Raw genomic sequence first — 20,902 nt, forward strand, 5'->3', positions numbered from 1 at the left:
CTCAGCCCTTTCTGCCCACGCCACACAGGATCAGCGACGACTCGGGGGCGTCGACGAAGTCGATCACGTCGGCCTGCTCGGGCCGCCACTCGGGCAGCCACACCAGGCCGGGGTCCACCAGCTCGAACCCCTCGAACAGCTCCATGATCCTGTCACGCCCGCGCAGGGTGAGGGGAGCACTGGCGCTCCGGTAGACCTCCGTGCCCCGGTTGACGGCGGCGGCGCGGGCGTCGCTCGTGCCGTGGGACATGACCAGGTAGCTGCCGGGGGCCAGGGCGTCGCGCAGGGTCGCGATGATCTCGCCGGGCGCGTCGGACTCGGCGATGAAGTGCATGATCGCCACCAGCAGCACGCCGACCGGCCGGCTGAGGTCGAGGGCCTCCTGCACGTCGGGATGCTTGAGGATCTCGCCGGGCCTGCGGAGATCGCCCTCGACCACGGTCGTGCCGCCCTGGCCCGCCAGCAGCGCCCTGGCGTGCACCAGCACCACGGGGTCGCGGTCGACATAGACCACCCTGGCGTCGGGAACGACCTTCCCGGCCACCTCGTGCACGTTGCCCTGGGTGGGCAGGCCGGTGCCGATGTCGAGGAACTGCGTGATGCCGGCCTCGGCCAGGTGGCGCACCGCCCGGCCCAGGAACGCCCGGTTCGCCCGGGCCGCCGCGCGTAACTCGGGGGCCACCTTCAGGATCTTCTCGGCGGCCTCGCGATCGGCCGGGAAGTTGTCCTTGCCGCCGAGGTAGTAGTCATAGAGCCTGGCGACGCTCGGCACCCGCGGATCGAAGCCCGGTGATTCACGCTTCAAACCGTCATCCCCCGATCACGAGTCAAACGATCTTTGCCTGGAGTCTACGGACCCGCACCGACATTCGGCCACCGGGCCCGTGGATCTAGGCTGCTGTTGTGGATGACACCGGCGTGGCCGTGAAGATTCCCGGGACCGTGCGGCGGATCGTGTCCCTGGTGCCGTCGCTGACGGAGTCGGTGGCGGCGACCGTGCCGGAGGCGCTGGTCGGGGCGACCGACTGGTGCTCGCATCCGGCGGACCTCGACGTGGTCAGGGTCAGGGGCACCAAGAACCCCGACCTCGACGCGATCAGGCGGCTGAGGCCCGACGTCGTGCTGGCCAACGCCGAGGAGAACCGGGCGCCCGACATCGAGGAGCTGCGCCGGTCGGGCGTGCCGGTGTGGGTCACGAAGATCGAGACGGTGGCGGAGTCGTTCACGTCGCTGGAGCGCATGTTCGCCCTCGCCTGCCGTACCGATCCGCCCGCCTGGCTGGCCGAGGCGCGGCAGGCGTGGCGCGCGCCCTACGAGGGCCCGCGCAGGACGGCGATCATCCCGATCTGGCGCCGCCCGTGGATGGTGGTGGGCCGCGACACCTTCACCGGCGACGTGCTCAGGCGCCTCGGCGTGGACAACCTGTACGCCGGCCACGCGGAGCGCTACCCCAAGATCCCGCTCGCCGAGCTGGCCGGGCGGGAGCCCGACCTCGTGGTCCTGCCCGACGAGCCCTACGCCTTCAGCGCGACGGACGGCCCCGAGTCGTTCCCCGGCCTCACCTGCGCCCTGGTCAGCGGCCGCCTGCTCACCTGGTACGGCCCCTCGCTCGTGGACGCGCCCGCCCTCCTGCGCCGGGTCCTGGGCTGACGGGGGGGTCAGCTCACCGCGTCGGTCTTGGCGGCCAGGGCGGCGTCCACGGCGGTGGGGGAGAGCACGTGCTCCATCACGATCACCGCCATCCCGACGATCCCGGCCCGGTCGCCCAGCGAGCTGGTGACGATCTCCAGGTTCCGGGTCGTGTACGGCAGGCTGCGCCGGTAGACGATCTCCCTGATGCCCGTCAGGTAGTGCTCCCTGGTCGCCGCCATGTCCCCGGCCAGCACCAGCACGCCGGGGTTGAGCAGGCTGACCGCCGTGGCCAGCACGACGCCCAGCGTGCGCCCGGCCTCCTGGACGCGGGCGATGGCCTCGGGGTCGCCCGCCTGCACCAGGCGGACCACGTCGCGGCTGGACGCCTGGCCCAGGTCGCCGGCCAGGGCGTGGCCGCTGGCCAGCGAGGCCACGCAGCCGCGCGAGCCGCACGTGCAGACCCGGTCGTCGGTCTCCCGCAGCCGCACATGCCCGATATTTCCGGCGGCCTCCTCGACACCACGATAAATCTGACCATCGAGGACGATGCCGGTCCCGATCCCGGTGGACACCTTGATCAGGACCAGCGAGTCGGTGTCCCGCCAGAACGACCACCACTCGCCCAGCGCCATCGCGTTGGCGTCGTTCTCCACCAGGATGGGCACGTCGTACGTCTCCGCGATCGCCTCGCCCACCGGATGGTCGTCCCACCCCGGCATCAGGAACGACCTGATCACCCGCCCGGTGGTGTGGTCCACCGAGCCGGGCAGGTCCAGGCCGATCCCGCACACCTCGTCGGCCGGCCGCCCCGCCCGGTCCAGCATCCGCTGGAACGCCTGCCGCACCCACGACAGCACCGCCTCGGGCCCGAGCTCGATCCGCATCTCGGTGCTCTCCTCGGCCATCGGCCGGGCGGCCAGGTCGGTGAGCGCCACCCGCGCGTGGGTGGCGCCCAGATCGGCCACCAGCATCAGGCGCCTGCCGGCGTCCACGTCGAGCACCGAGGGCGGTCGCCCGCCCCCGGACGCGCCCACGCCGGACTCGTGGATGTAACCGGCGTCGATGAGCCGGTCGACCCGGTCGGTGATGGTGGACCGGGACAGGCCGGTGTACTCGATCAGTTCTTTGCGCGTACGGCAGGAGCCATTGCGGATGAGCTGGAGGATCTGCCCCGCCGTCAGCATGGTCTATCCCTTCTCCGCTCCCGCGGTGAGGCCCTCCGTCAGCAGGCGCTCGCTGGCGAAGAACACGATCACGATGGGCAGCGTGAGCACCACCGAACCTGCCATCAGGACCGTCGTCGGGATCTCGATGCTCCCCGCCAGCTGAGAGAGCCCCAGGGACACCGTCCAGTTCTCCCGCCTCTCCACCAGGAAGAGCAGGGCGAACAGGAACTCGTTCCACGCGATCATGAACGCGTAGAGGCCGGTGGCCATCAGCGCCGGCTTGGACAGCGGCAGCACCACGCGCCAGATGGTCGACAACCTCGTGCACCCGTCGATCGCGGCCGCTTCCTCCACGCTTTGCGGCACGGTCTCGAAGTAGTTGCGGAGCATGTATACCGTGACAGGCACCGTTTGCGCGATATACACGAGGATCAATCCGATTAGGGACCCCCGCAGCCCGATCATCGTGAAGAGCACGAAGAGCGGGATGGCCAGCACGATCGCCGGGAACAGGTAGACCGCCAGGAACAGGAAATGCACCTGACGCCGGCCGAAGAAGCGCAGCCGCGCGACCGCGTACGCGCCCGGGATCGAGATCAGCAGCGTGAACGCCACCGAGGCGACCGCGATGATCGCGCTGTTCCTGAGGAAGGTCAGGAAGCCCTGCCTGGTCAGCACGTTGACGTAGGTGTCCAGGGTGAAGCTGCGCGGCCAGAGCGAGCCGGGTTCGAGGATGAGCTCCTGGATGTCGCGTACCGACAACATCACCATGTAGAAGAACGGGAACGCGGTGATCAGGAAGAGGAACGCGATCACCAGCGGCTTGAGCACCTTGAGCAGGCCGCGCTCGAACCTATCTCTGCTCATGCTCACCTCCGGCGAAGAACCTGAGGTAGACGGCCAGGAAGACGACCAGGAAGATCGCCAGGACGATCGCCTGCGCCGCCGCCGCGCCGATGTCGTCGCGCGAGGTCAGGAAGTTGTAGACGCGCACGCTGACCACCTCGGTGCCGGCCCCGCCGCCGGTCAGCAGGTAGACGTCGTCGAACTTGGTGAAGGTGAACACGAAGCGCAGCACCGACAGCAGGGCGATGATCCGCCAGAGCTGCGGCATGATCACGTATCTGAACCGCTGGGTGGGCGTGGCGCCGTCCACCACCGCGGCCTCGTCCAGCTCCGCGGGCAGCGCCTGCAGCCGGGCCAGGATGAACAGGAACGCGAACGGGAAATACCGCCACGCCTCGAACGCGATCACCGTGAGGAGTGCCACGGGCACCTGCATGCCCAGGAACTCGCCCCTGGCCTGGGTGAGGAACGCGACCGGCTCGCGCAGCCAGGTGTTGACGATGCCGTACTGCGGGTTGAGCATCGTCTCCCACAGGAACGCCACGGCCACCACGGGGGCCACGTACGGGATCAGGATCGAGGCCCTGACCAGCGTCCGCCCCTTGAACCTGTCGCGCAGCGCCAGCGCCGTCACCAGCCCGATCACGATCGACAGCGCCGTCCCCGCGACGGTGTAGACGAGCGTGTTGACCAGCGACGTCCAGAAGCCCGGCTCGGACATCACGTACGTGAAGTTCTCCAGCGTGTAGTGCCCGAAGACGCCCACCCGCCGGATGTTGATCAGCCGGGCGTCCTGGAACGCCAGCATGATCGCCCACAGGAGCGGCAGCACCACCACGACCAGCGTGATGATCAGCGTCGGCGAGATGAGCGCCAGCCCGGCCCGCCCCTCCTGCTCCCGCAGCGTCCGGCCGCGCTTCTTCTCACGGTGCCGCGGCGGTGGCGCCGGGGGCCGGGTGCGGGTGGCGGTCACTGCCGGATCCCGCGTTTGATCGACTCCACGTCCGTCTTGGCCTGCGCGGCGGCGGCCTGCGGGGTCAGCGACCCGTCGACGACCATGCTCAGCGCCTTGGGCACGGGCAGCTCGCCCATCGTGGCGCCGACCAGCTTGCCCTGCCCCTGCGGGATGCCCCACCTGGCGAAGGTGTCGGGGCTCTTGCGCAGGGCCTCGAGCACGTCGGCCGGGTAGACGTCGGCCAGCGGCTTCTTGGAGTCGACCCCGGCGGGCAGCTTGTTCCACTTGTCCTCGAAGCCCTTGCGGGTCGGGAACTTGCCCTCCGGCGCCATCCCGATCCAGCGCTCGTAGCCCTCGTTCATCATGTAGGAGACGAACTTGGTCGCCGGGTCGGCGGCGGCGTCACGGGTGATCGCCCAGGAGACGATCTCGCCGTACTGCGCGGGGGCGCTCCCGTCGGGGCCCTTCAGCGCCGTGACCACGCCGGTGTTCTTGGCCAGCCACTCGGGGTCCGCGCGGCACTCCTGGCAGCTCGGCAGGGCGTCCTTACGCAGCCCCGCCATCTCGTCGAGGATGAACGACGACCAGATCATCATGGCCGCCTTGCCCGAGAAGTAGGTGGCCCTGGTGGAGTCGACGTCCTGCTTGCCCTTGACGGAGTAGTCCTTCGCCAGCTTCGCGTAGAACTCGAAGGCCCTCGCGCACTGTGGTGAGTCAAGGGCGACATTTCCGGAATTGTCGACCAGCTGGCACCCGTTCGCCTGCGCCACGTGCTCGAAGCTCTGCGCGGTGAACGAGTCCTTCGGCGCGATCGCGAGCGTGATGCCGGCCACCCCGCCCGTGTTGAGCTTGGCGGCCGCCGCCTCCAGCGCCTCGTACGTGTCCGGGGGCCGCAGCCCGGCCTTGTCGAACAGGTCCTTGCGGTAGAGCAGGAGCTGCGCCCACCCGTCGCTGGGCACGGCCAGCAGCTTCCCGTCGGCGGTGTTGAGCTCCAGCGCCCGCGCCGAGAACGAGTCCCGGCCGAGCTGATCGACGATCTTGCCCGGCGTCTCGGTGTCGAGCAGGTCGTTGGCCTCCAGCTCCCGGATGGACGCCAGCGGCAGCGCGCCGATCACGTCGGGCAGGTCGTCCGCCGCGGCGGCCGCGGTGATCGTCTGGCTGAACTGGTCCTCGGCCACGCCGACCAGCTTCACCTTGATCCCGGTCTTCTGGGTGAACTCGGCGACGATCGTGTTCTGCACGGCCATCCGGTCCTCGAGGTTCTCCTCGGTCCAGACCGTGATCTCGTTGCTCGTGGACGACTGTTCGCCACCGCCGTCACCGCAGGCCGCCACGGAGGCGGCGGCCAGCAGTGCGACGGAGAGGACGGCGGTTACCTTCGTCGGCATGGCACGCTCCTCTGATTGGGGATATGCCGCCCTTACCCCTGGATCAGATGGCGCAACGTGCGGTAGGCGATACCGAGACCGGTCTGTACTCTCTCCGTGCTGCCGCTCCACACGGGATCCTCATGCTCCACGGACACCACTCCGTCGTATCCGCCCTCGTAGAGCGCGTCGATCACCGCGGTCCAGTCCACCTGGCCGAGGCCGGGCACGCGGAAGCGGTACCAGCCCTTCTCGCCGCTGATGGGGCCGTGGAAGCCGTACCTGTCGATCTTGCCCGGCAGGAACTGGGTGTCCTTGGCCTGCACGTGCGCGATGTTCGGGATGTACGGGGTCAGCGCCGCGACCGGGTCGATCCCGAGCGCCACCAGATGTGAGGGGTCGTAGTTGAGCTTGAGCCCCAGCGTGAACATCCACTCCCACAGCTCGGGGGAGTAGGCCAGGTTGCCCGGATAGCCATCGGGATGCCAGCTTTTCATCACGCAGTTCTCAATGACGATCTTGACCCCCCGTTCCGTGGCGTACTCGACGAGCGGACCGAGGACATCCGTGGCCCGCTTCAGGTTCTCGCGCACCGGCAGGCCCGGGTCGCGGCCCACGAACGTGCCGACCGTGGGGCAGCCGAGCGCGGCAGCCGCGTCCACACAGGCCCTCACGTGCGCGTTCACCTGCGGCCCTTCGTGAGGGTGAAGATTGTTCTCGTAGTACGCGATCGAGGAAAGCGTCAGTCCGGTCTCCGCGAAGATTCGCCCGACTCGATCACATTCGGCGTCGTCGAAACGATCTACTCTGATGTGATTTCGGTCATCCGAAGACGGCCAACCCGCGACTTCCAGGGCCTCGAAGCCCTGGTTCGCCGCCCAATGCGCTATGTCGGTAAGGTCGCTTTCCGGAAGACACGCTGTCAGAAACCCCAATTTCATCAGTCACCTCCGACGGAAGTCGTAGACTTACGAGTGTTACCAGCGCAACTATCGTGTGCAAACAAGCACTAAATCTTTGACTTTTGTTTGATCAAAAAGCGTAAGTGTGGGGAATGCGCGTCATCACCTTCGAAGAGCCAGGCCATGTCCGCGTCAGCCTGGAGTCGCCCGCCGATCTCGGCCCGGGCACAGTGCGGGTTCGCACTCTCTATTCAGGAGTCTCAGCGGGCACCGAACTCACCGCCTATCGCGGGACCAATCCATACCTCAATCGCAAATGGGACACCGAGCGCCGGCTCTTCGTCGAGGGCCAGACCCATGCGTACCCGCTCGCGGGCTGGGGCTACCAAGAGGTCGGCGAGGTGGTGGAGGCCGCGCCCGATGTGGCCGATCCGCCGGTCGGCAGCCTGGTGTGGGGCATCTGGGGCCACCGTGCCGAGGCCGTCGTCCCGGCGGACAAGCTCGTCGGCCACGTCCTGCCGCCCGGCGCCGACCCCCTGACCGGGGTCTTCGCCCGCGTGGGCGCCATCGCGCTCAACGCGGTCCACGCCGCGGACGTGCACCTGGGCGACCAGGTCGCGATCTTCGGCCAGGGCGTCATCGGGCTGCTCGCCACCCGCCTGGCCGTGCTCAGCGGCGCCCGGGTGGTCGCCGCCGACTCCGTCCCCGACCGGCTGGAGCTGGCCAGGAAGTTCGGCGCGGCCGAGACGTTCGACGTGGCCTCCGGCTCGGTGGCCGAGTTCATGCGCAAGCGCGTCGAGGGCGCCGACACCGCCATCGAGCTCAGCGGCAGCCACCTCGGCCTGCACGAGGCGATCAGGACCGTCCGCAAGGGCGGCCGGGTCGTGGCGGCCGGGTTCTACCAGGGCGACGGCATCGGGCTGCGGCTCGGTGAGGAGTTCCACCACAACCAGGTCCAGCTCGTCTCCTCCCAGATCGGCGGCGTCGCCTCCTGGCTGGCGCACCGGTGGGACGTCGAGCGCCTGCAGCGCACCTTCATGGAGCTCGTGCACCGCGGAGAGGTCGACGCGGGTGAGCTCATCACCCACGTCATGCCCGTGGACCGGGCCGCCGACGCCTTCGACCTGCTCGACAAGCACCAGTCCGAGGTGCTCCAGCTCGTCTTCGAATTTGAGGAGTGACTGTGAAGCTCGCCGTACAGGAGCAGCTTCTGCCTGGCCGCAGCCTGCAGGAAAAGTTCTCGTTCGCGCTCGACGCCGGGTTCGACGCCATCGAGCTGCGCGGGAAGGGTGATTTCCACTTCGCCGGCCGGCTGACCGAGCTCAAGCGCGCGCTGGCCGACGGCGTGGTGATGCCGACGGTGTGCGTGGACATGCCCCACTTCATCGGCGACTTCGACCCGGCCAAGCGCAAGGACGCCATCCAGCAGCTCAGGTCGCAGCTCACGGTGATCGCCGAGCTCGGCGGCATCGGCGTCATGACCCCGGCCTCCTGGGGCCAGTTCTCCCGGCGGCTCCCGCCGTTCGAGCCCCCGCGCAGCCCCGAGGAGGACCGCGAGGTGCTGACCGAGGCGCTGGGCATCCTCGGCGAGCACGCGCACCGCAACGGCGTGCTCATCATGCTGGAGCCGCTCAACCGCTACGAGAACCACATGGTCAACTCGCTCGCCGAGGCGGTCTCCTACTGCGCCATGGACTCGATCAGGGTCGTCGGCGACACCTACCACATGAACATCGAGGAGGACGACCCCTGCCGCTCCCTGGTGGACGCGGCCCCCTACATCGCGCACATGCAGATCAGCGAGTCCAACAGGAACCAGCCGGGCACCGGTCACCTCGACTGGGGCGCGCAGCTGGCCACCCTGGACGCCGTCGGGTACGAGGGCTACCTCGCCCTCGAATGCCGCCTGCGTGGCGAGCCCGAGATCGTCCTTCCCCAAACAGCGGCCTTCATCAGGAAATATCTATGATCCTTCGCGACGCCGTGCGCGTCCTAGTGAGCAACTGGGATGGCGCTTACACGGTTCCCTCCCGTCGCCTGTACCCCCACCAGTGGAGCTGGGACTCCGCCTTCATCGCGATCGGCAACGCCCGCTGGTCGCCGCGTAGGGCCAGGTCGGAGTTGCTGACACTGTTCGGTGCCCAGTGGGGTGACGGCAGGGTGCCGCACATCGTGTTCAACCCGGCGGTGCCGGAAGGCGCCTACTTCCCCGGTCCCGAGTTCTGGCGGACGCGGGCGCCGTCCGGGGTACAGACCTCCGGCATCGTCCAGCCCCCGGTGCACGCGCTGGCCGCGTGGCGGACGCACCTGGCCGAGCCCGATCCCGCGTTCCTGCGCCGGATCTACCCCCGGCTGGTGGCCCAGCAGGAGTTCCTGCGCGCGGCCCGGCGCTCCCCCGAGGGCCTGATCTCGATCGTGCACCCCTGGGAGTCGGGCATGGACAACAGTCCCGCCTGGGACGCGCCGCTGCGGGAGGTGAAGACGGGGGCGGCCGGCTTCGTCCGCAGGGACCTCGAGACCGTCAGCGCCGACGAGCGGCCCACCGATCGCGACTACGAGCTCTACATCGAGCTCGCCCAGACATATCGCGACTCCGGCTACCAGGAGCCTGGCGCGTTCCAGGTCGAGGATCCGCTGTTCAACGCCGCGTACGGGCTCGCCGAGGTGACGCTGGCCAAGATCGCCGAGGTGTGCGGGCTGGACCCCGAGCCGCACGAGCGCGAGGCCGCCGCGATCACCCTCGCCATGGTCGAGCACCTCTTCGACGGCCGCCTCTTCCAGGCCCGCGACGTGCACACGGGTGCGCTGATCCACTCCAGCAGCGCGGCCGGGCTGACGCCGCTCGTGCTGCCCGGCCTGCCGGACGAGGTGGCCGACGCGCTGATCACCACCGCGCTCGACCGGTTCGGGCTCAAGGACATGGTGCTGCCCAGCTACGCCCCGGACGCGGCCGAGTTCGACCCGGCCCGCTACTGGCGGGGCCCGAGCTGGATCAACCTGGGCTGGCTGGTCTGGCACGGGCTCCAGGACCGCCGCCCCGACCTGGCCAGACCGCTCGCCGACGCGATGATGCGCGCGGTGTGCCTGTCGGGCTTCCGCGAATACTTCAACCCGCTCACGCTGCGCGGTCACGGCTGCCGGGACTTCAGCTGGTCAGCCGCCCTCATCCTCGACCTGGTCGCAGAGCACAGCCTGAACGGTCTGAAGCCGTCCGGCCGCGAGGCCGGTCAGGAAACGTGGAGCCTCTGCAAAACCGATGACGTCGGTGATCACGTGCTCGCGTAGCGGCCCGCCGCGCTCCCTGAGCAGGTTGATCGTCTCGTGCGAGAGCCGCTCCCTGTCCCAGGCGTGCGCCAGGCCGCGCGGCACCCGGCCGATCTGGGCACACCGCACCGTCAGCCCGTTGTGGTGGAACTCCTCGCCGAGCCGCACCTCCTGCGCGCCCTGCGTGTAGAAGGCAAGGTCCACCAGCGTGCCCTGGGGGCGCAGCAGCCGCAGCCCGAGCGCCAGCGCCCGGGCCTGGCCGCGGCACTGGAAGACCACGTCGGCGCCGCGGTCGTCGGGACCGTGGCGCCAGCGGCGCTTGAGGGTCACGGCCGGGTCGTCGTCGGCGGCCAGCACGTTCGCGCCGAGCGCCTCGGCGATCGCGAGTCTGGCCGGGGTCTCGTCCACGACGACGACCTCGGCGGCACCGCCGGACAGGGCGAAGCAGGCCGTCAGCAGCCCGACCACGCCCGCGCCCACGACCGCCACCCGCCGCCCGCGCACACCGTCGCCCAGCTGCCCCACGGCCGGGCCGTGCAGGTCGTGGGCCGCGTGCAGGAGGCCGTTGGCGCAGATCGGGCCCATGTGGGCGACGTAGATGCCGAGCATGGGGTCGAGGTCCTCCGGCAGCTCCACGAACCTGTCCGCCATCGGGTCGGCCACGTACGCCGTGCGGTGCCCGTAGCACATCGCGACCAGCGCGCCCTCCCGTACGGCCCGGGTCCGCGTCTCGACCACCAGGCCGACCTGCATGTAGCCGATGCCGCGCACCGGGTAGGACACCGACGGCGCGCCCTCCATGAACAGCCCGAGCGCCGGGTCCCAGGTCGCGCCGAGGTAGGGGTTGGTGCCCTTGACGTAGGTCAGCTCGGTGCCGGCCGAGACGCCGCTGTGCGTGGTGGCCACCATGAAACCGCCGTCGGGCACGTCGGGCAGCTTCTCCTCGACCAGGCACACCTCACCCGGCCCCTCGATGCTCAGGATCTCAGCCATCCAGCGTCACCGGCCTCCGTTCGGCGGCAGAGCGTGCCAGCGCCAGCGCCAGGCGGTGGGTGCGCAGCGCCTCCCCGTACGGTACGCGGACGTCGGCCGGCCTGCCCTGCACCGCGTTGATGAACTCCCGGTCCACCCGCGTCTTCGCCTGGCCGTCGTCCTCGACCACCCGCTCACCGTCCACGAGCAGCCGCGTCTCGCTGAGCTCCAGCGCGATCCCGTCGGCGCACACCTCCAGCCCCACCCGATGCTTGTGGGCGAGCAGGCAGGAGGTGGCCAGCAGCCCGGCCGCGCCGCCGGCGAAGCGCAGCACCGCGGCCGTGGCCCGGTCCACCTCACCGTCCACGCTGTTGTCGGCGGGCACCGCGTGCACCATGGACACCTCGCCCACCAGGAGCCGTGCCAGGTCCAGCACGTGGACCGCCTGCTCCACGATCTGGCCGCCGGACCGGCTCGCGTCCAGCCACCAGCCGACCGGGGGCACCTTGTCCAGCCAGTGGCCGAGCGCGAGGCGTACCGGGCGGCCGGCCAGCAGGTCACGGGCATGTGTGGCGATGTCGAGATAACGCCAATGGTGTCCGACGGCGGAGGGCAGGGATCTCCGCTCGATTTCGGACGCGATCCTTTCTGCGGTTTGGAGGTCCAGAGAAAGGGGTTTTTCCACGAAAATCGGGAGATTGCACGACAGAACATCATGTTCCGCGTTACCGTGCGCGAAAGGAGGCACACAGACGTAGACAGCATCGAGACCGCCGGCACTGAGCAGGTCGGCATGGCCGCCGTAGGCGGGGGTGCCATGCTTCGAGGCCAGCGCCTCGGCCCTGTGGGGATCGGTGTCGGCGATTCCAGCGATCGTGACATCGGGGAAACTGGACAGGACGTCGGCATGGCGAGCGGCGACATTTCCGGCACCCACGATGCCGACACGGGTCATTGGGGACACAACCCGGCATATGCCACTTCTGGGCTGAATCAAACAAACATGTTCAGGAGCCTATAGATCGGGCAGAAGCTGGGACCTCATGAGATCGGGGCTGATGCATGGAGACAGATTTGCGAGCCTTGGCCAGGGTCCAGGAGTGGTACGGCCCGCACTCGAGCACGGCAGCCGAGTGGCCGGTGGACGCCTTAATGATGGCCAAGGGAAACACCACGGTAAGCGTTGTCCTGCCCGCTCGTGACGAAGAGCGCACAGTGGGCGACATCGTCACCGTGATCCGCCGGGACCTCGTCGAGCGCAGCAGACTCGTCGACGAGATCCTCGTGGTCGACTCCAACTCCACCGACGCCACCGCGGAACGGGCCCGGGAGGCGGGCGCGCGCGTGGTGGCGCAGGACGAGGTGCTCTCGGGCCTGCCGCCGCTCACGGGCAAGGGAGAGGCGTTGTGGAAGGGGCTGGCCGCTTCCAAGGGTGACATCGTCGCCTTCGTCGACGCCGACCTGCGCAGCTTCGGCGCGCACTACGTGTCGGGCCTGGTGGGACCACTGCTGGTGAACGGCGACACACATTTCGTCAAGGCAACCTACGAACGGCCCTACACCGGGGCGGACGGCGTCATCCAGCGCGGTGGCGGCGGGCGCGTGACCGAGCTGGTGGCCAGGCCGTTGCTCAATATGTTCTGGCCGGAACTCGCCGGCTTCGCCCAGCCGCTCGGCGGCGAGTACGCCGCCCGGCGCGAGGTCCTCGAACAGGTGCCCTTCGTCACCGAGTACGGCGTGGAGTTCGGGCTCCTCGTCGACCTCCTCCAGCTCATCGGGCTGGACGCGATGGCCCAGGTGGACCTGGGACACCGCACGCACACTCATCAGTCGATGGCCGCGCTCGGCCGGATGGCCGGGCAGATCATGCTCACCGCCTGGTCCCGCCTGGAGCGCCAGGGCCGCGTGCTGGCGTCGGAACCCCCGTCGCACACGCTGCTGCAGTACGGGCTCGAAGGACAGGCCGACCTGGTGGACGTGGCCGTGGCGGAGCGACCTCCGCTCGCCTCCCTCGTACTTGAGGAGGACGTGGCATGAAAGTCCTGGTGAACGCGGGGCCCTGGCTCGCGGTCCCGCCCCCCGGCTACGGCGGGATCGAGAACGTGGTGGCCACGCTGGTGCCCGCGCTGCGCGAGCGCGGCGTGAGCGTGGTGCTGGCCACCGTCGGCTCCAGCACGCTCGAGGTGGACGAGCTGATCAGCGCGTACGACGCCGAGCAGTTCGCGGAGCTGCAGAAGCCGTACAACCAGGTGATGGGCATCGCCCACGCGCACCTGGCCCGGGTGGTGGCCGAGCTGCGCCGGCGCGACGACATCGACCTGGTCCACGACCACGTGGAAGTGGTCGGCCCGGCGGTGCTGTCGGCGTACGGCGGGCCGCCCGTCCTGCACACCCTGCACTGGGACCTGCACAAGCACCCGGCCTTCTACGGCGCGTTCCCGTCCTCCATCGCGGTCAACGGCGTCTCGGAGTCGCAGCTCGTCCGCGCCCCCGAGGCCCTGCGGGCGGCCGCGCTCGGGGCCGTCCACCTGGCCAGCCCGCTGGCGGACCGCGACCTGCGGACGGACCAGGGCGAGCATCTGGTGGTCATGGGCCGCATCTGCGGGCTCAAGGGCCAGCACGTGGCGGCCAGGATCTGCCAGAAGCTCGGCCTGCCGCTGGTCCTGGCCGGCCCGGTGAGCGGCCGCAACACCCCCGCCGAGCTGGACGTCGTCGCCCAGGACCCGTACCACCCGCTGCACAGCCACCCCGACGTGCGCTACCACCTCGACCAGGTGGCCCGCTATCTCGACGGGGAGCTGGTCAGGTGGGTCGGGGCGGTGGGCGGTGACGCCAGGGACCACCTGTACGCCTCGGCCCGCGCGGCGCTCTTCCCCATCCAGTGGGACGAGCCGGGCGGCACGGCCGTCGTGGAGGCGCTGGCGCTCGGGGTGCCCCCGGTGGGCCTGCGCCGCGGCTGCCTCCCGGAGATCATCGACCACGGCCGCACGGGTTTCCTCGCCGACACCGAGGAGGAGCTGGCCGAGTGGGTGCTGCGGGTGCACGAGCTGGACCCGGAGGAGTGCCGCCGCGAGGCCCGCCGCCGCTTCTCGCCGTCGGTGATGGCCGACCGGTACCTGGAGCTGTACGAGCAGGTCATCCGGGGGTCAGACGGCTGAGACGGCGTCCGCGGGGCGAACCCTGAGGGCCAGGCGGGCGGGCAGGGACGTGGACAGCAGAGCCAGGCCCGCCGCCGCCACGATCACCAGCCCGTACGCCACCGGCGGCACGTACGGCGTGGCCGAGCCCGTCATCCCCGCCCCGAACGCCGCCAGCGTCACCAGGGCGATCGCCGTGCCCGCCACCGCGGCGGTCAGGACCGCGCAGAGCGTCTCCAGGCGCAGCATGCGCAGGACCTGCCGCCGGGTGGTGCCCGCCAGCCGGAGCACGGCCAGCTCCCTGGTCCGGCCCGACGTGGCCATGGCCAGCGTGTTGACCACGGCGATCGCGGTGAAGGCGATGATCAGGCCGAGCGCCACGAACGTGACCTGCGGGTCGGCGGCGGCCACCTCGGCGGCCTCGGCGCGGTCCAGGACCGGCGCGACCGCGGCCAGGTCGGCCTTCGTGAGCGTGGGCGCCGACACCAGCAGGGTGCCCGCGGGGTCGTCCACGTGGCCGGCGACGAGCTCGTACGGCAGCGTCACGTCGCCGAAGCCGAGGCCGCGGGAGTAGACGGCGGCCACCTTCAGCGTGGCGGGGGTGCCGTCGCCCAGCGTGAGGCTCACCTGGTCACCGGGCGCGAGGCCGAGGTGGCCGGCGGCGGTGCCGCTGAGCGCGACCGAGCCCGCGCCGAACCCGTCCATCGAGCCGCCGACGATCCCCAGGTCCATCGTGCGGGGGTCGTAGGTGACGGCCTGCGCGCCGTACTTGTCCAGGCCGACCCGGATCGACGTGCGCAGCACCTGCGTGACGGCCTCGACGCCGGGGATGCGGCGGACCTGCTCGGCGGAGGCGCCGGGCAGCACGTAGCCGGCGCGGGTGCCGGCGTCGGCCTGCTCCTGCGCGGCGTGGCCCAGCGTGGTCTGGGTGAACAGGATCGTGCACGTCATCGCGACCATCAGGGTGAGCGGCGACAGCAGGGAGGCCAGCGACCTGGGCGTGGCGCGCAGGTTCCGGGCGGCCAGGAAGCCGCTCGCGCCGGCGGCCCGCAGCGGGACCAGCCGCGCCGCCCTGGCGACCAGCGGGCCGAGCACGGTCATGGCGATCGTCCAGACCAGCGCGGTCAGCATGGTCACCGGCGTGGCCGCGGCCTCGGTGTCCAGCCCGGACAGGACCAGCGTGAGCACCACGCCGCCGGCGACCAGCACCGGCCCGGCCACCAGCCGCCACCACGGCAGCCGCCCGCCGTCGAGCGCGGCCTCGCCGAGCGCCTCGACCGGCCGGATCCGGGTCAGGCGGCGGGCGGAGACGCGGGCCGCGACCCAGGCGGCGCCCACCGCGGCGACCAGCGCCAGCAGCGGCGGGAACGGGCTCACGACCAGGCCCAGGTTCGCGGGGGTCGCGCCCAGCGCCACGAACGTGGCGTGCAGCCACAGGCCGAGCCCGAGGCCGGCCGCCGCGCCGGGCACCCCGGCCAGCACGCCGACCAGCAGCGCCTCGCCGCCGACCAGCTTGCGCACCTGACCGGGCGTGGCGGCCACGGCCCGCAGCAGCGCCAGCTCGCGGTGGCGCTGCTGGATCGACAGGGCGAACGTGCCCACCACGACGAGGATCGCCACCAGCAGCGAGGTGCCGGCCAGCGCCCCGCCCATGCTGATCAGCTGGACCCGCGCCTGCTCCGCGTCCAGGAACTCCAGCGTGCCGCGCGCCTCGCCGGTGTACAGCACGGCCCCCTGGGGCGCGCGGGACAGGCCGGGGAAGACGCCGGCGGCGCTGACCTGGCCGGGGTGCCCGGCCAGGCGGCGGGCCTGGGCGGTGCTGAAGAACACGGTGTCCTGGCTGGGCAGGGCCTGCGCGGTGACGCCCACGACCCGGTAGCCGCGCAGCCGCGACCCGACCTCCAGCCCGGCGCGGGCGTCCACCACCACCTCGCCGGCGGCCCGCGGCTCGCGTCCCCGCTCGATCGTGAACGGGGTGAGCGCGGCCGACTCCCAGCCGTGCCCGGTGTACTCCTCGAACGGGAAGGTCACCTCGGTGACGACCTTCGACACGCCGGGCGTGCGCCGGAGGGTCTCGACGACGGTCCCGGGCAGCCAGGCGCGCTCCGACAGCGGCTTGGCCTTGGTCTTGGTCTCGCCGTCGCCCTTGTCGACGGTCTCGCGGACGTACTGGTCGGCGGCCACGATCGCGGGGGCGCCCGCGTACCGCTCGGGGGCGACCGTGCCGCGCAGTCCCGTCTCCAGCAGCATCAGGCACGCGCACATGAGCGCGGCGGCGCACAGCAGCGCCACGAAGGCCCCGGCGAACGCGCCCTTGCGGTTCCTCAGCGTCTTCAACGCGAACGCCATCATCACTTCCACGCTCCCAGCCCGGTCATCCGCCCGGCCACCTTCTCCGCGGTCGGGCCGGTCATGGCGTCCACGATCCGGCCGTCGGCCAGGAACAGCACGGTGTCGGCGTACGAGGCCGCCACCGGGTCGTGCGTCACCATCACCACGGTCTGGCCGAGCCCGTCCACCACCTCGCGCAGCAGCCGCAGCACGTCCCTGGCGGTCATCGTGTCCAGCGCGCCGGTCGGCTCGTCGCCGAAGACCACCTCGGGGGCGGTGATCAGCGCCCTGGCGATGGCCACCCGCTGCTGCTGGCCGCCGGACAGCTGCGCGGGACGGTGCCCGGAGCGGCCGTCCAGGCCCACCCGGCGCAGGATCTCCTCCAGCCGGGCCCGCTCCACGCGGACGCCGGACAGGCGGAGGGGCAGGGTGACGTTCTCGACCACGTCGAGAGCGGAGATCAGGTTGAAGGCCTGGAAGACGAAGCCGACGCGCTGCCTGCGCAGCTCGGTGAGCTCGGTCTCGCCCATCCCGGACAGCTCGGTGCCGCCGAGGCGCACCGAGCCGGACGACGGCACGTCCAGCCCCGCCGCGCAGTGCAGGAACGTGCTCTTGCCCGATCCCGACGGGCCCATCACGGCGGTGAAGGAGCCGCGGGGGATGCCCACCGTCACCTCGCGCAGGGCCGCCACCGCGCCCTGACCCTTCCCGTACACCTTGCTCACGGCGTCCAACCGGACTGCGTCTGTCATGTCTCCAAGCGTGCCGACCAGCGGGTACGCGCCCCAGAGACGCCGTCACCGGTGACCCATGACGTCATCATGATCTGGACACTGGTGGACAATGTGTGCGTGATTCGCGTACTCGTAGCCGAGGACCAGGCCGTCATCAGGGGCGCGCTGGCGGCCCTGCTCGACCTGGAACCGGACCTGGAGGTCGTCGCCACCGTCGAGTCGGGCGCGGCCGCCGTCGCCTCGGCCGCGGTGGAGCTGCCCGACGTCGCCGTCCTGGACATCGACATGCCGGGCGAGCTGGACGGCCTGGAGGCGGCCGCCCGCATCCATGCCCGCGTGCCCGCCTGCCGCACGCTCATGCTCACCGGGCACGGCAAGCCGGCGCACCTCAAGCGGGCGCTGGCGGCGCAGGTGGGCGGGTTCATGCTGAAGACCGCGCCGCCGGAGGAGCTGATCGGCGCGATCCGGGAGGTGGCCGGCGGCAAGCGGGTGCTCGACCGGGCGCTGGCCGTCACGGCCTGGGACCTGGCCGACAACCCGCTCACGCCGCGCGAGGCCGACGTGCTGAGGCTGGTGGCGGGGGGCGCCGACGCCCCGGACATCGCCGCGCGGCTGCACCTGACGCCGGGGACCGTGCGCAACTACCTGACGGCCATCGTGGCCAAGCTAAACGCGCGCAACCGTACCGACGCCGTCCGCATCGCCACCGAGTCCGGCTGGATCTAGGTAGGGCGCCCGGGCGTCGAGCCGGAACCAGCCGTCCTCGACGCCCGTGGCGAGCCGGCCGTCCAGGGCGGCCAGGCGGGTGGTCAGGTTGCCCAGGCCGGAGGAGCCGCGGCGGGCCTCGCCCGGGCGGGCGCCGTCGTTGCGCACGGTCAGCCGCACCAGGCCGCCGTCGGCCGCCGTCGAGATCGAGCAGTGGCGGGCGGTGCTGTGGCGCAGGACGTTCGTCACCGCCTCGCGCAGCACGGCGCTGAGCACGGTCTCGACCTCGGCCGGCAGGGGCGGGTGGGCCAGGTCGGCGGTCACCTCCACGCGGGCCGCGCGCAGGATGGACGCGGCCGACTCCGCCTCGGCCGCCAGCGACAGGTCGCGCTGCTCGCCGGAGACCGAGCGCAGGTCGTGCCCGGCGCGCTCGGCCATCTCCAGCACCTCCGCCAGCTCCGCCCCCGCCCGCTCCGGCGGGAGGCGGCGGGCGAGCTCGCACTTGAGCAGGATGGCGGCCAGGCTGTGGCCGAGCAGGTCGTGCAGGTCGCGGGCGGCCCGCAGGCGCTCCTCGACCACGGCCGAGCGGGCCAGGCCCTCCCTGGCCGCCTGGAGCTCCTTGGCGATCCGGGCCAGGCGCAGCAGGCTGTAGACGACCAGGCCGGTGACCAGGGTGCTCAGGGTGACGTTCGCTCCTTGGGGGAGGGGCAGGCCGAACAGGGCGGCGATGGCGGCGGTCGAGGCCACGACGGCGGCCACGAGCGGCCAGGCGATCAGGGGGCGGAAGGCCAGCAGCACCGGCCCGGCCAGGAAGCCGCTCGCGCCCAGCCAGATCGGCCCGAACACCGGCACCGGCGCGTAGGTGAGCACGGCCATGACGGCCAGCGCCGTCATGTGGCGGCCGGTGACGGACCTGAGCTGCATGACCACGATCACGGCCAGCATCGCGGCGCCGGGCACCAGCAGGGCCGGCGGCATCCGGAGCAGCGCCTTGACGCCGAACCCGACCAGCACGGCGGCCAGCAGCAGCACGGACACGTCGGCGGGCTCGCGCTCCTCCGGGCGGCGCTGGGGCGCGGGCAGGGTGGCCTCGACGGTGTGGCGGCCCTGGTCGGACAGGCCGCTCCGGAGCCGGCCGCCCGCGGCCCGTACCTGGCGGGCGAGGTCGGCCAGGGCGTCGTCCTCGGCGGTGCGGCGGCCGTCGTCGGTGATCCGCAGGCCCACCGTGCCGGCCTCCTCGGAGGTCTCGATCACGCAGGTACGGGCGGCGCCGTGGCGTACGACGTCGGTGACGGCCTCCCGGAGCACGGCCGCGAGCAGCGCCCCCGCCGGTCCCAGCGGCTCGGTGTGCCCCGAGCGCACCTCCACGGCCACCCCCGCCGCCGCCAGCATGGCCTTGGCCGTGGTCAGCTCGGGGGCCAGCGACATCGCGCGGAAGCCGGCCGCCGCCGCGCGGGCGTCCGCCAGCGACTGCCGTGCCGTGGCCACCACCTCGCCCAGCTCGGCGGTCCCCGCCCCGGCCAGGGCCCGGCGCACCCCGCCGATGACGGTGTCCAGGCCGCGCCCCAGCCCGTCGCTGAGCTCGGCCGCGATGCGCAGCCGCTCCTCGCCCACCGCCGCGGCGGCCAGCGCCAGTCGGGTGGCGTGCAGCTCGTCCACCCGCTCCACCAGCCGGATGAGGCCGGGGACGATCAGCGTCATGAGGATCGTGGTGATCGTCAGGTCGAGGGTGGTGATCACGTCGCCGCCCCGCGCGTACGCGATCACGACGGCGCCGAACACCACCCCGGGCGCCAGCGCCCACAACCGGGTCACCAGCAGCGAGCCGGCCAGGTAGCCCAGCACCACCACGGACGCCCCGGTCCCCAGCGTCACCCAGGTGACGAGCGCGGCCTGCGCGGCCAGCAACCACCACTTCCTGGCCCAGAGCGTGTAGAGGCACTGCACCGCGAAGACGAGGACCGCCCCGGCGGCGCCCGCCAGGACGTAAACGCTGGACAGGGCGGCCAGCACCGCCACCACGATCACACGGGCCAGTAACACACCCGCAAGCCTAGGAGAACCCCCTGGGCAGAACGGTGACGGGGCAGGCGGAGGCGCGCAGCACCTTCATGGCCAGCTCGCCGAGGAACACCCGGTGCGGCTGCGCGTCCTCGCTGGCCGCGCAGACCAGCAGCTCGCCCTCCAGCCACTCGACGTCCCGCAGCGCGGCCGCCACGTCGTGCCCCTCGGCCACCTCCGACTCCGCCTCGATCCCGGTCGTCTCCCACGCCAGCCGCACGGCCAGCGCGAGGTCGTCGCGGAGCTTGCCCTGGTCCTCCGTGCGCAGGTCGAGCGTGATCAGCCGGAGCGGCACGCCGAGCCGCAGCGCCGCCTGGGCCACCTGCCCGACGGCCGCGTCGCACTGCGGCCGGTGCACGTAGGCCAGCGTGAGGCGGGTGGGCTCGGTGGGCGGGAGGTAACCGGCGGGCGCCAGCATGACCGCCTCCGACGACAGGTGCAGCAGGTGGTCGGAGGTGGCGCCGATCGCGATGCGGCCGGGTGCCCCGCCGGAGGCGGAGCCGACCACGATCAGGTCCGCCCTGATCCGGCTGGCCACCACCGACAGCCCGCGCCCGGAGCCCCTGCTCTCGTACGTGATGTATTCGGCGGGGACCGGCCCCAGCTCCTCGGCCGCGTGCGCCAGGTTGGCCTGCGCCTCGACCGCCAGCCCGGGGCTGCCCGGCGGGTAGATCGTGGCGATGGTGAGCTCGCCGCCGGTCACGCGCGTGATCGCGGAGCCGAGGGCGAGAGCGTCGCTCCCGCCCGCGTCATTCGTGTAGCCGACGATCACGTGCGCTCCGATCACGACACCCCTCTTACCCGCTCTGAACAGGGAATACGCGGCTTTA

General features: G+C 71.5%; 18 protein-coding genes and 2 pseudogenes. 7 read left to right on the forward strand and 13 right to left on the reverse strand.

The annotated features are described in order from the left end of the window. Position 1 precedes the first annotated feature (1 nt). Positions 2-805: an SAM-dependent methyltransferase gene (locus ACBJ59_RS27625; protein WP_375113158.1), complete on the reverse strand. Its 804-nt coding sequence runs from the start codon at positions 803-805 to the stop codon at positions 2-4. A gap of 98 nt (positions 806-903) precedes the next feature. On the opposite strand from ACBJ59_RS27625, the gene ACBJ59_RS27630 reads away from it, so the two are divergent. Then, positions 904-1,650, forward strand: coding sequence for a helical backbone metal receptor (locus ACBJ59_RS27630; RefSeq protein WP_375113159.1), 747 nt, complete (start codon positions 904-906; stop codon positions 1,648-1,650). An 8-nt stretch (positions 1,651-1,658) separates the two neighbouring features. Here the strand turns inward: ACBJ59_RS27630 and ACBJ59_RS27635 are convergent, their stop codons facing one another. The 5 genes from ACBJ59_RS27635 to ACBJ59_RS27655 are packed head-to-tail and all read right to left on the reverse strand — an operon-like array spanning position 1,659 to position 6,907. Next, on the reverse strand, positions 1,659-2,816 hold the full coding sequence (locus tag ACBJ59_RS27635; RefSeq protein ID WP_364120502.1) for an ROK family transcriptional regulator: 1,158 nt from the start codon (positions 2,814-2,816) through the stop codon (positions 1,659-1,661). Between the two features lie 3 nt (positions 2,817-2,819). Continuing rightward, entirely contained in the window at positions 2,820-3,665 is an 846-nt protein-coding gene (locus ACBJ59_RS27640) for a carbohydrate ABC transporter permease (protein WP_375113160.1), read from the reverse strand. After that, positions 3,652-4,617, reverse strand: a complete 966-nt coding sequence (locus tag ACBJ59_RS27645; protein WP_364120496.1) for a sugar ABC transporter permease — start codon at positions 4,615-4,617, stop codon at positions 3,652-3,654. The genes ACBJ59_RS27640 and ACBJ59_RS27645 overlap by 14 nt, the downstream gene beginning before the upstream one ends. Continuing rightward, the gene (locus ACBJ59_RS27650) at positions 4,614-5,987 is read right to left on the reverse strand and encodes an ABC transporter substrate-binding protein (protein WP_375113161.1); all 1,374 of its coding nucleotides are present in this window, start codon (positions 5,985-5,987) and stop codon (positions 4,614-4,616) included. Before ACBJ59_RS27650 ends, ACBJ59_RS27645 begins: the two co-directional genes overlap by 4 nt. A 32-nt stretch (positions 5,988-6,019) precedes the next feature. Further along, positions 6,020-6,907, reverse strand: coding sequence for a sugar phosphate isomerase/epimerase family protein (locus ACBJ59_RS27655; RefSeq protein WP_375113162.1), 888 nt, complete (start codon positions 6,905-6,907; stop codon positions 6,020-6,022). Positions 6,908-7,020: 113 nt separating this feature from the next. Between ACBJ59_RS27655 and ACBJ59_RS27660 the strand changes: the two genes are divergently transcribed. From ACBJ59_RS27660 to ACBJ59_RS27670, 3 genes and pseudogenes are all read left to right on the forward strand, one after another. Next, a complete protein-coding gene (locus tag ACBJ59_RS27660; RefSeq protein ID WP_375113163.1) occupies positions 7,021-8,049 on the forward strand; it encodes a zinc-binding dehydrogenase in 1,029 nt (342 codons plus the stop codon). 2 nt (positions 8,050-8,051) lie between these two features. Continuing rightward, positions 8,052-8,837 carry a sugar phosphate isomerase/epimerase family protein gene (locus tag ACBJ59_RS27665; RefSeq protein ID WP_364120484.1) on the forward strand — a complete coding sequence of 262 codons (786 nt, stop codon included), beginning with the start codon at positions 8,052-8,054 and terminating at the stop codon, positions 8,835-8,837. Beyond that, a pseudogene (locus tag ACBJ59_RS27670) lies at positions 8,834-10,012 on the forward strand (hypothetical protein); the annotation flags it as partial. The gene ACBJ59_RS27665 and the pseudogene ACBJ59_RS27670, both read left to right, overlap by 4 nt. Positions 10,013-10,021: 9 nt before the next feature. Here ACBJ59_RS27670 and ACBJ59_RS27675 read toward each other — a convergent pair. From ACBJ59_RS27675 to ACBJ59_RS27685, 3 genes and pseudogenes are all read right to left on the reverse strand, one after another. After that, positions 10,022-11,125 (reverse strand): zinc-binding dehydrogenase, encoded by a 1,104-nt coding sequence (locus ACBJ59_RS27675; protein WP_375113164.1) that lies wholly within the window; start codon positions 11,123-11,125, stop codon positions 10,022-10,024. Continuing rightward, positions 11,118-11,609, reverse strand: coding sequence for a Gfo/Idh/MocA family oxidoreductase (locus ACBJ59_RS27680; RefSeq protein WP_375113187.1), 492 nt, complete (start codon positions 11,607-11,609; stop codon positions 11,118-11,120). The genes ACBJ59_RS27675 and ACBJ59_RS27680 overlap by 8 nt, the downstream gene beginning before the upstream one ends. 150 nt (positions 11,610-11,759) lie before the next feature. Next, positions 11,760-12,059, reverse strand: a pseudogene (locus ACBJ59_RS27685) (Gfo/Idh/MocA family protein); the annotation flags it as partial. Between the two features lie 107 nt (positions 12,060-12,166). On the opposite strand from ACBJ59_RS27685, the gene ACBJ59_RS27690 reads away from it, so the two are divergent. Both ACBJ59_RS27690 and ACBJ59_RS27695 read left to right on the forward strand, forming a co-directional pair. Next, complete coding sequence (locus ACBJ59_RS27690) at positions 12,167-13,141, forward strand: glucosyl-3-phosphoglycerate synthase (protein WP_375113165.1); 975 nt, start codon at positions 12,167-12,169, stop codon at positions 13,139-13,141. Next, entirely contained in the window at positions 13,138-14,262 is a 1,125-nt protein-coding gene (locus ACBJ59_RS27695) for a glycosyltransferase (RefSeq protein WP_375113166.1), read from the forward strand. The genes ACBJ59_RS27690 and ACBJ59_RS27695 overlap by 4 nt, the downstream gene beginning before the upstream one ends. On the opposite strand, the gene ACBJ59_RS27700 is transcribed toward ACBJ59_RS27695, so the two are convergent. Continuing rightward, on the reverse strand, positions 14,251-16,593 hold the full coding sequence (locus tag ACBJ59_RS27700; protein WP_375113188.1) for an FtsX-like permease family protein: 2,343 nt from the start codon (positions 16,591-16,593) through the stop codon (positions 14,251-14,253). The two genes, ACBJ59_RS27695 and ACBJ59_RS27700, sit on opposite strands and share 12 nt — an antisense overlap. Continuing rightward, positions 16,593-17,324, reverse strand: a complete 732-nt coding sequence (locus ACBJ59_RS27705) for an ABC transporter ATP-binding protein (protein WP_375113167.1) — start codon at positions 17,322-17,324, stop codon at positions 16,593-16,595. Before ACBJ59_RS27705 ends, ACBJ59_RS27700 begins: the two co-directional genes overlap by 1 nt. Before the next feature lie 99 nt (positions 17,325-17,423). Between ACBJ59_RS27705 and ACBJ59_RS27710 the strand changes: the two genes are divergently transcribed. Beyond that, on the forward strand, positions 17,424-18,032 hold the full coding sequence (locus ACBJ59_RS27710; RefSeq protein WP_375113168.1) for a DNA-binding response regulator: 609 nt from the start codon (positions 17,424-17,426) through the stop codon (positions 18,030-18,032). On the opposite strand, the gene ACBJ59_RS27715 is transcribed toward ACBJ59_RS27710, so the two are convergent. Further along, positions 17,973-20,054 carry a sensor histidine kinase gene (locus tag ACBJ59_RS27715; RefSeq protein WP_375113169.1) on the reverse strand — a complete coding sequence of 694 codons (2,082 nt, stop codon included), beginning with the start codon at positions 20,052-20,054 and terminating at the stop codon, positions 17,973-17,975. The genes ACBJ59_RS27710 and ACBJ59_RS27715 overlap by 60 nt on opposite strands. Before the next feature lie 10 nt (positions 20,055-20,064). Further along, positions 20,065-20,859, reverse strand: a complete 795-nt coding sequence (locus ACBJ59_RS27720; RefSeq protein WP_375113170.1) for a universal stress protein — start codon at positions 20,857-20,859, stop codon at positions 20,065-20,067. Between the last annotated feature and the right edge of the window lie 43 nt (positions 20,860-20,902).

The organism is Nonomuraea sp. MTCD27, assembly GCF_041950495.1.
Taxonomy (GTDB): Bacteria; Actinomycetota; Actinomycetes; order Streptosporangiales; family Streptosporangiaceae; genus Nonomuraea.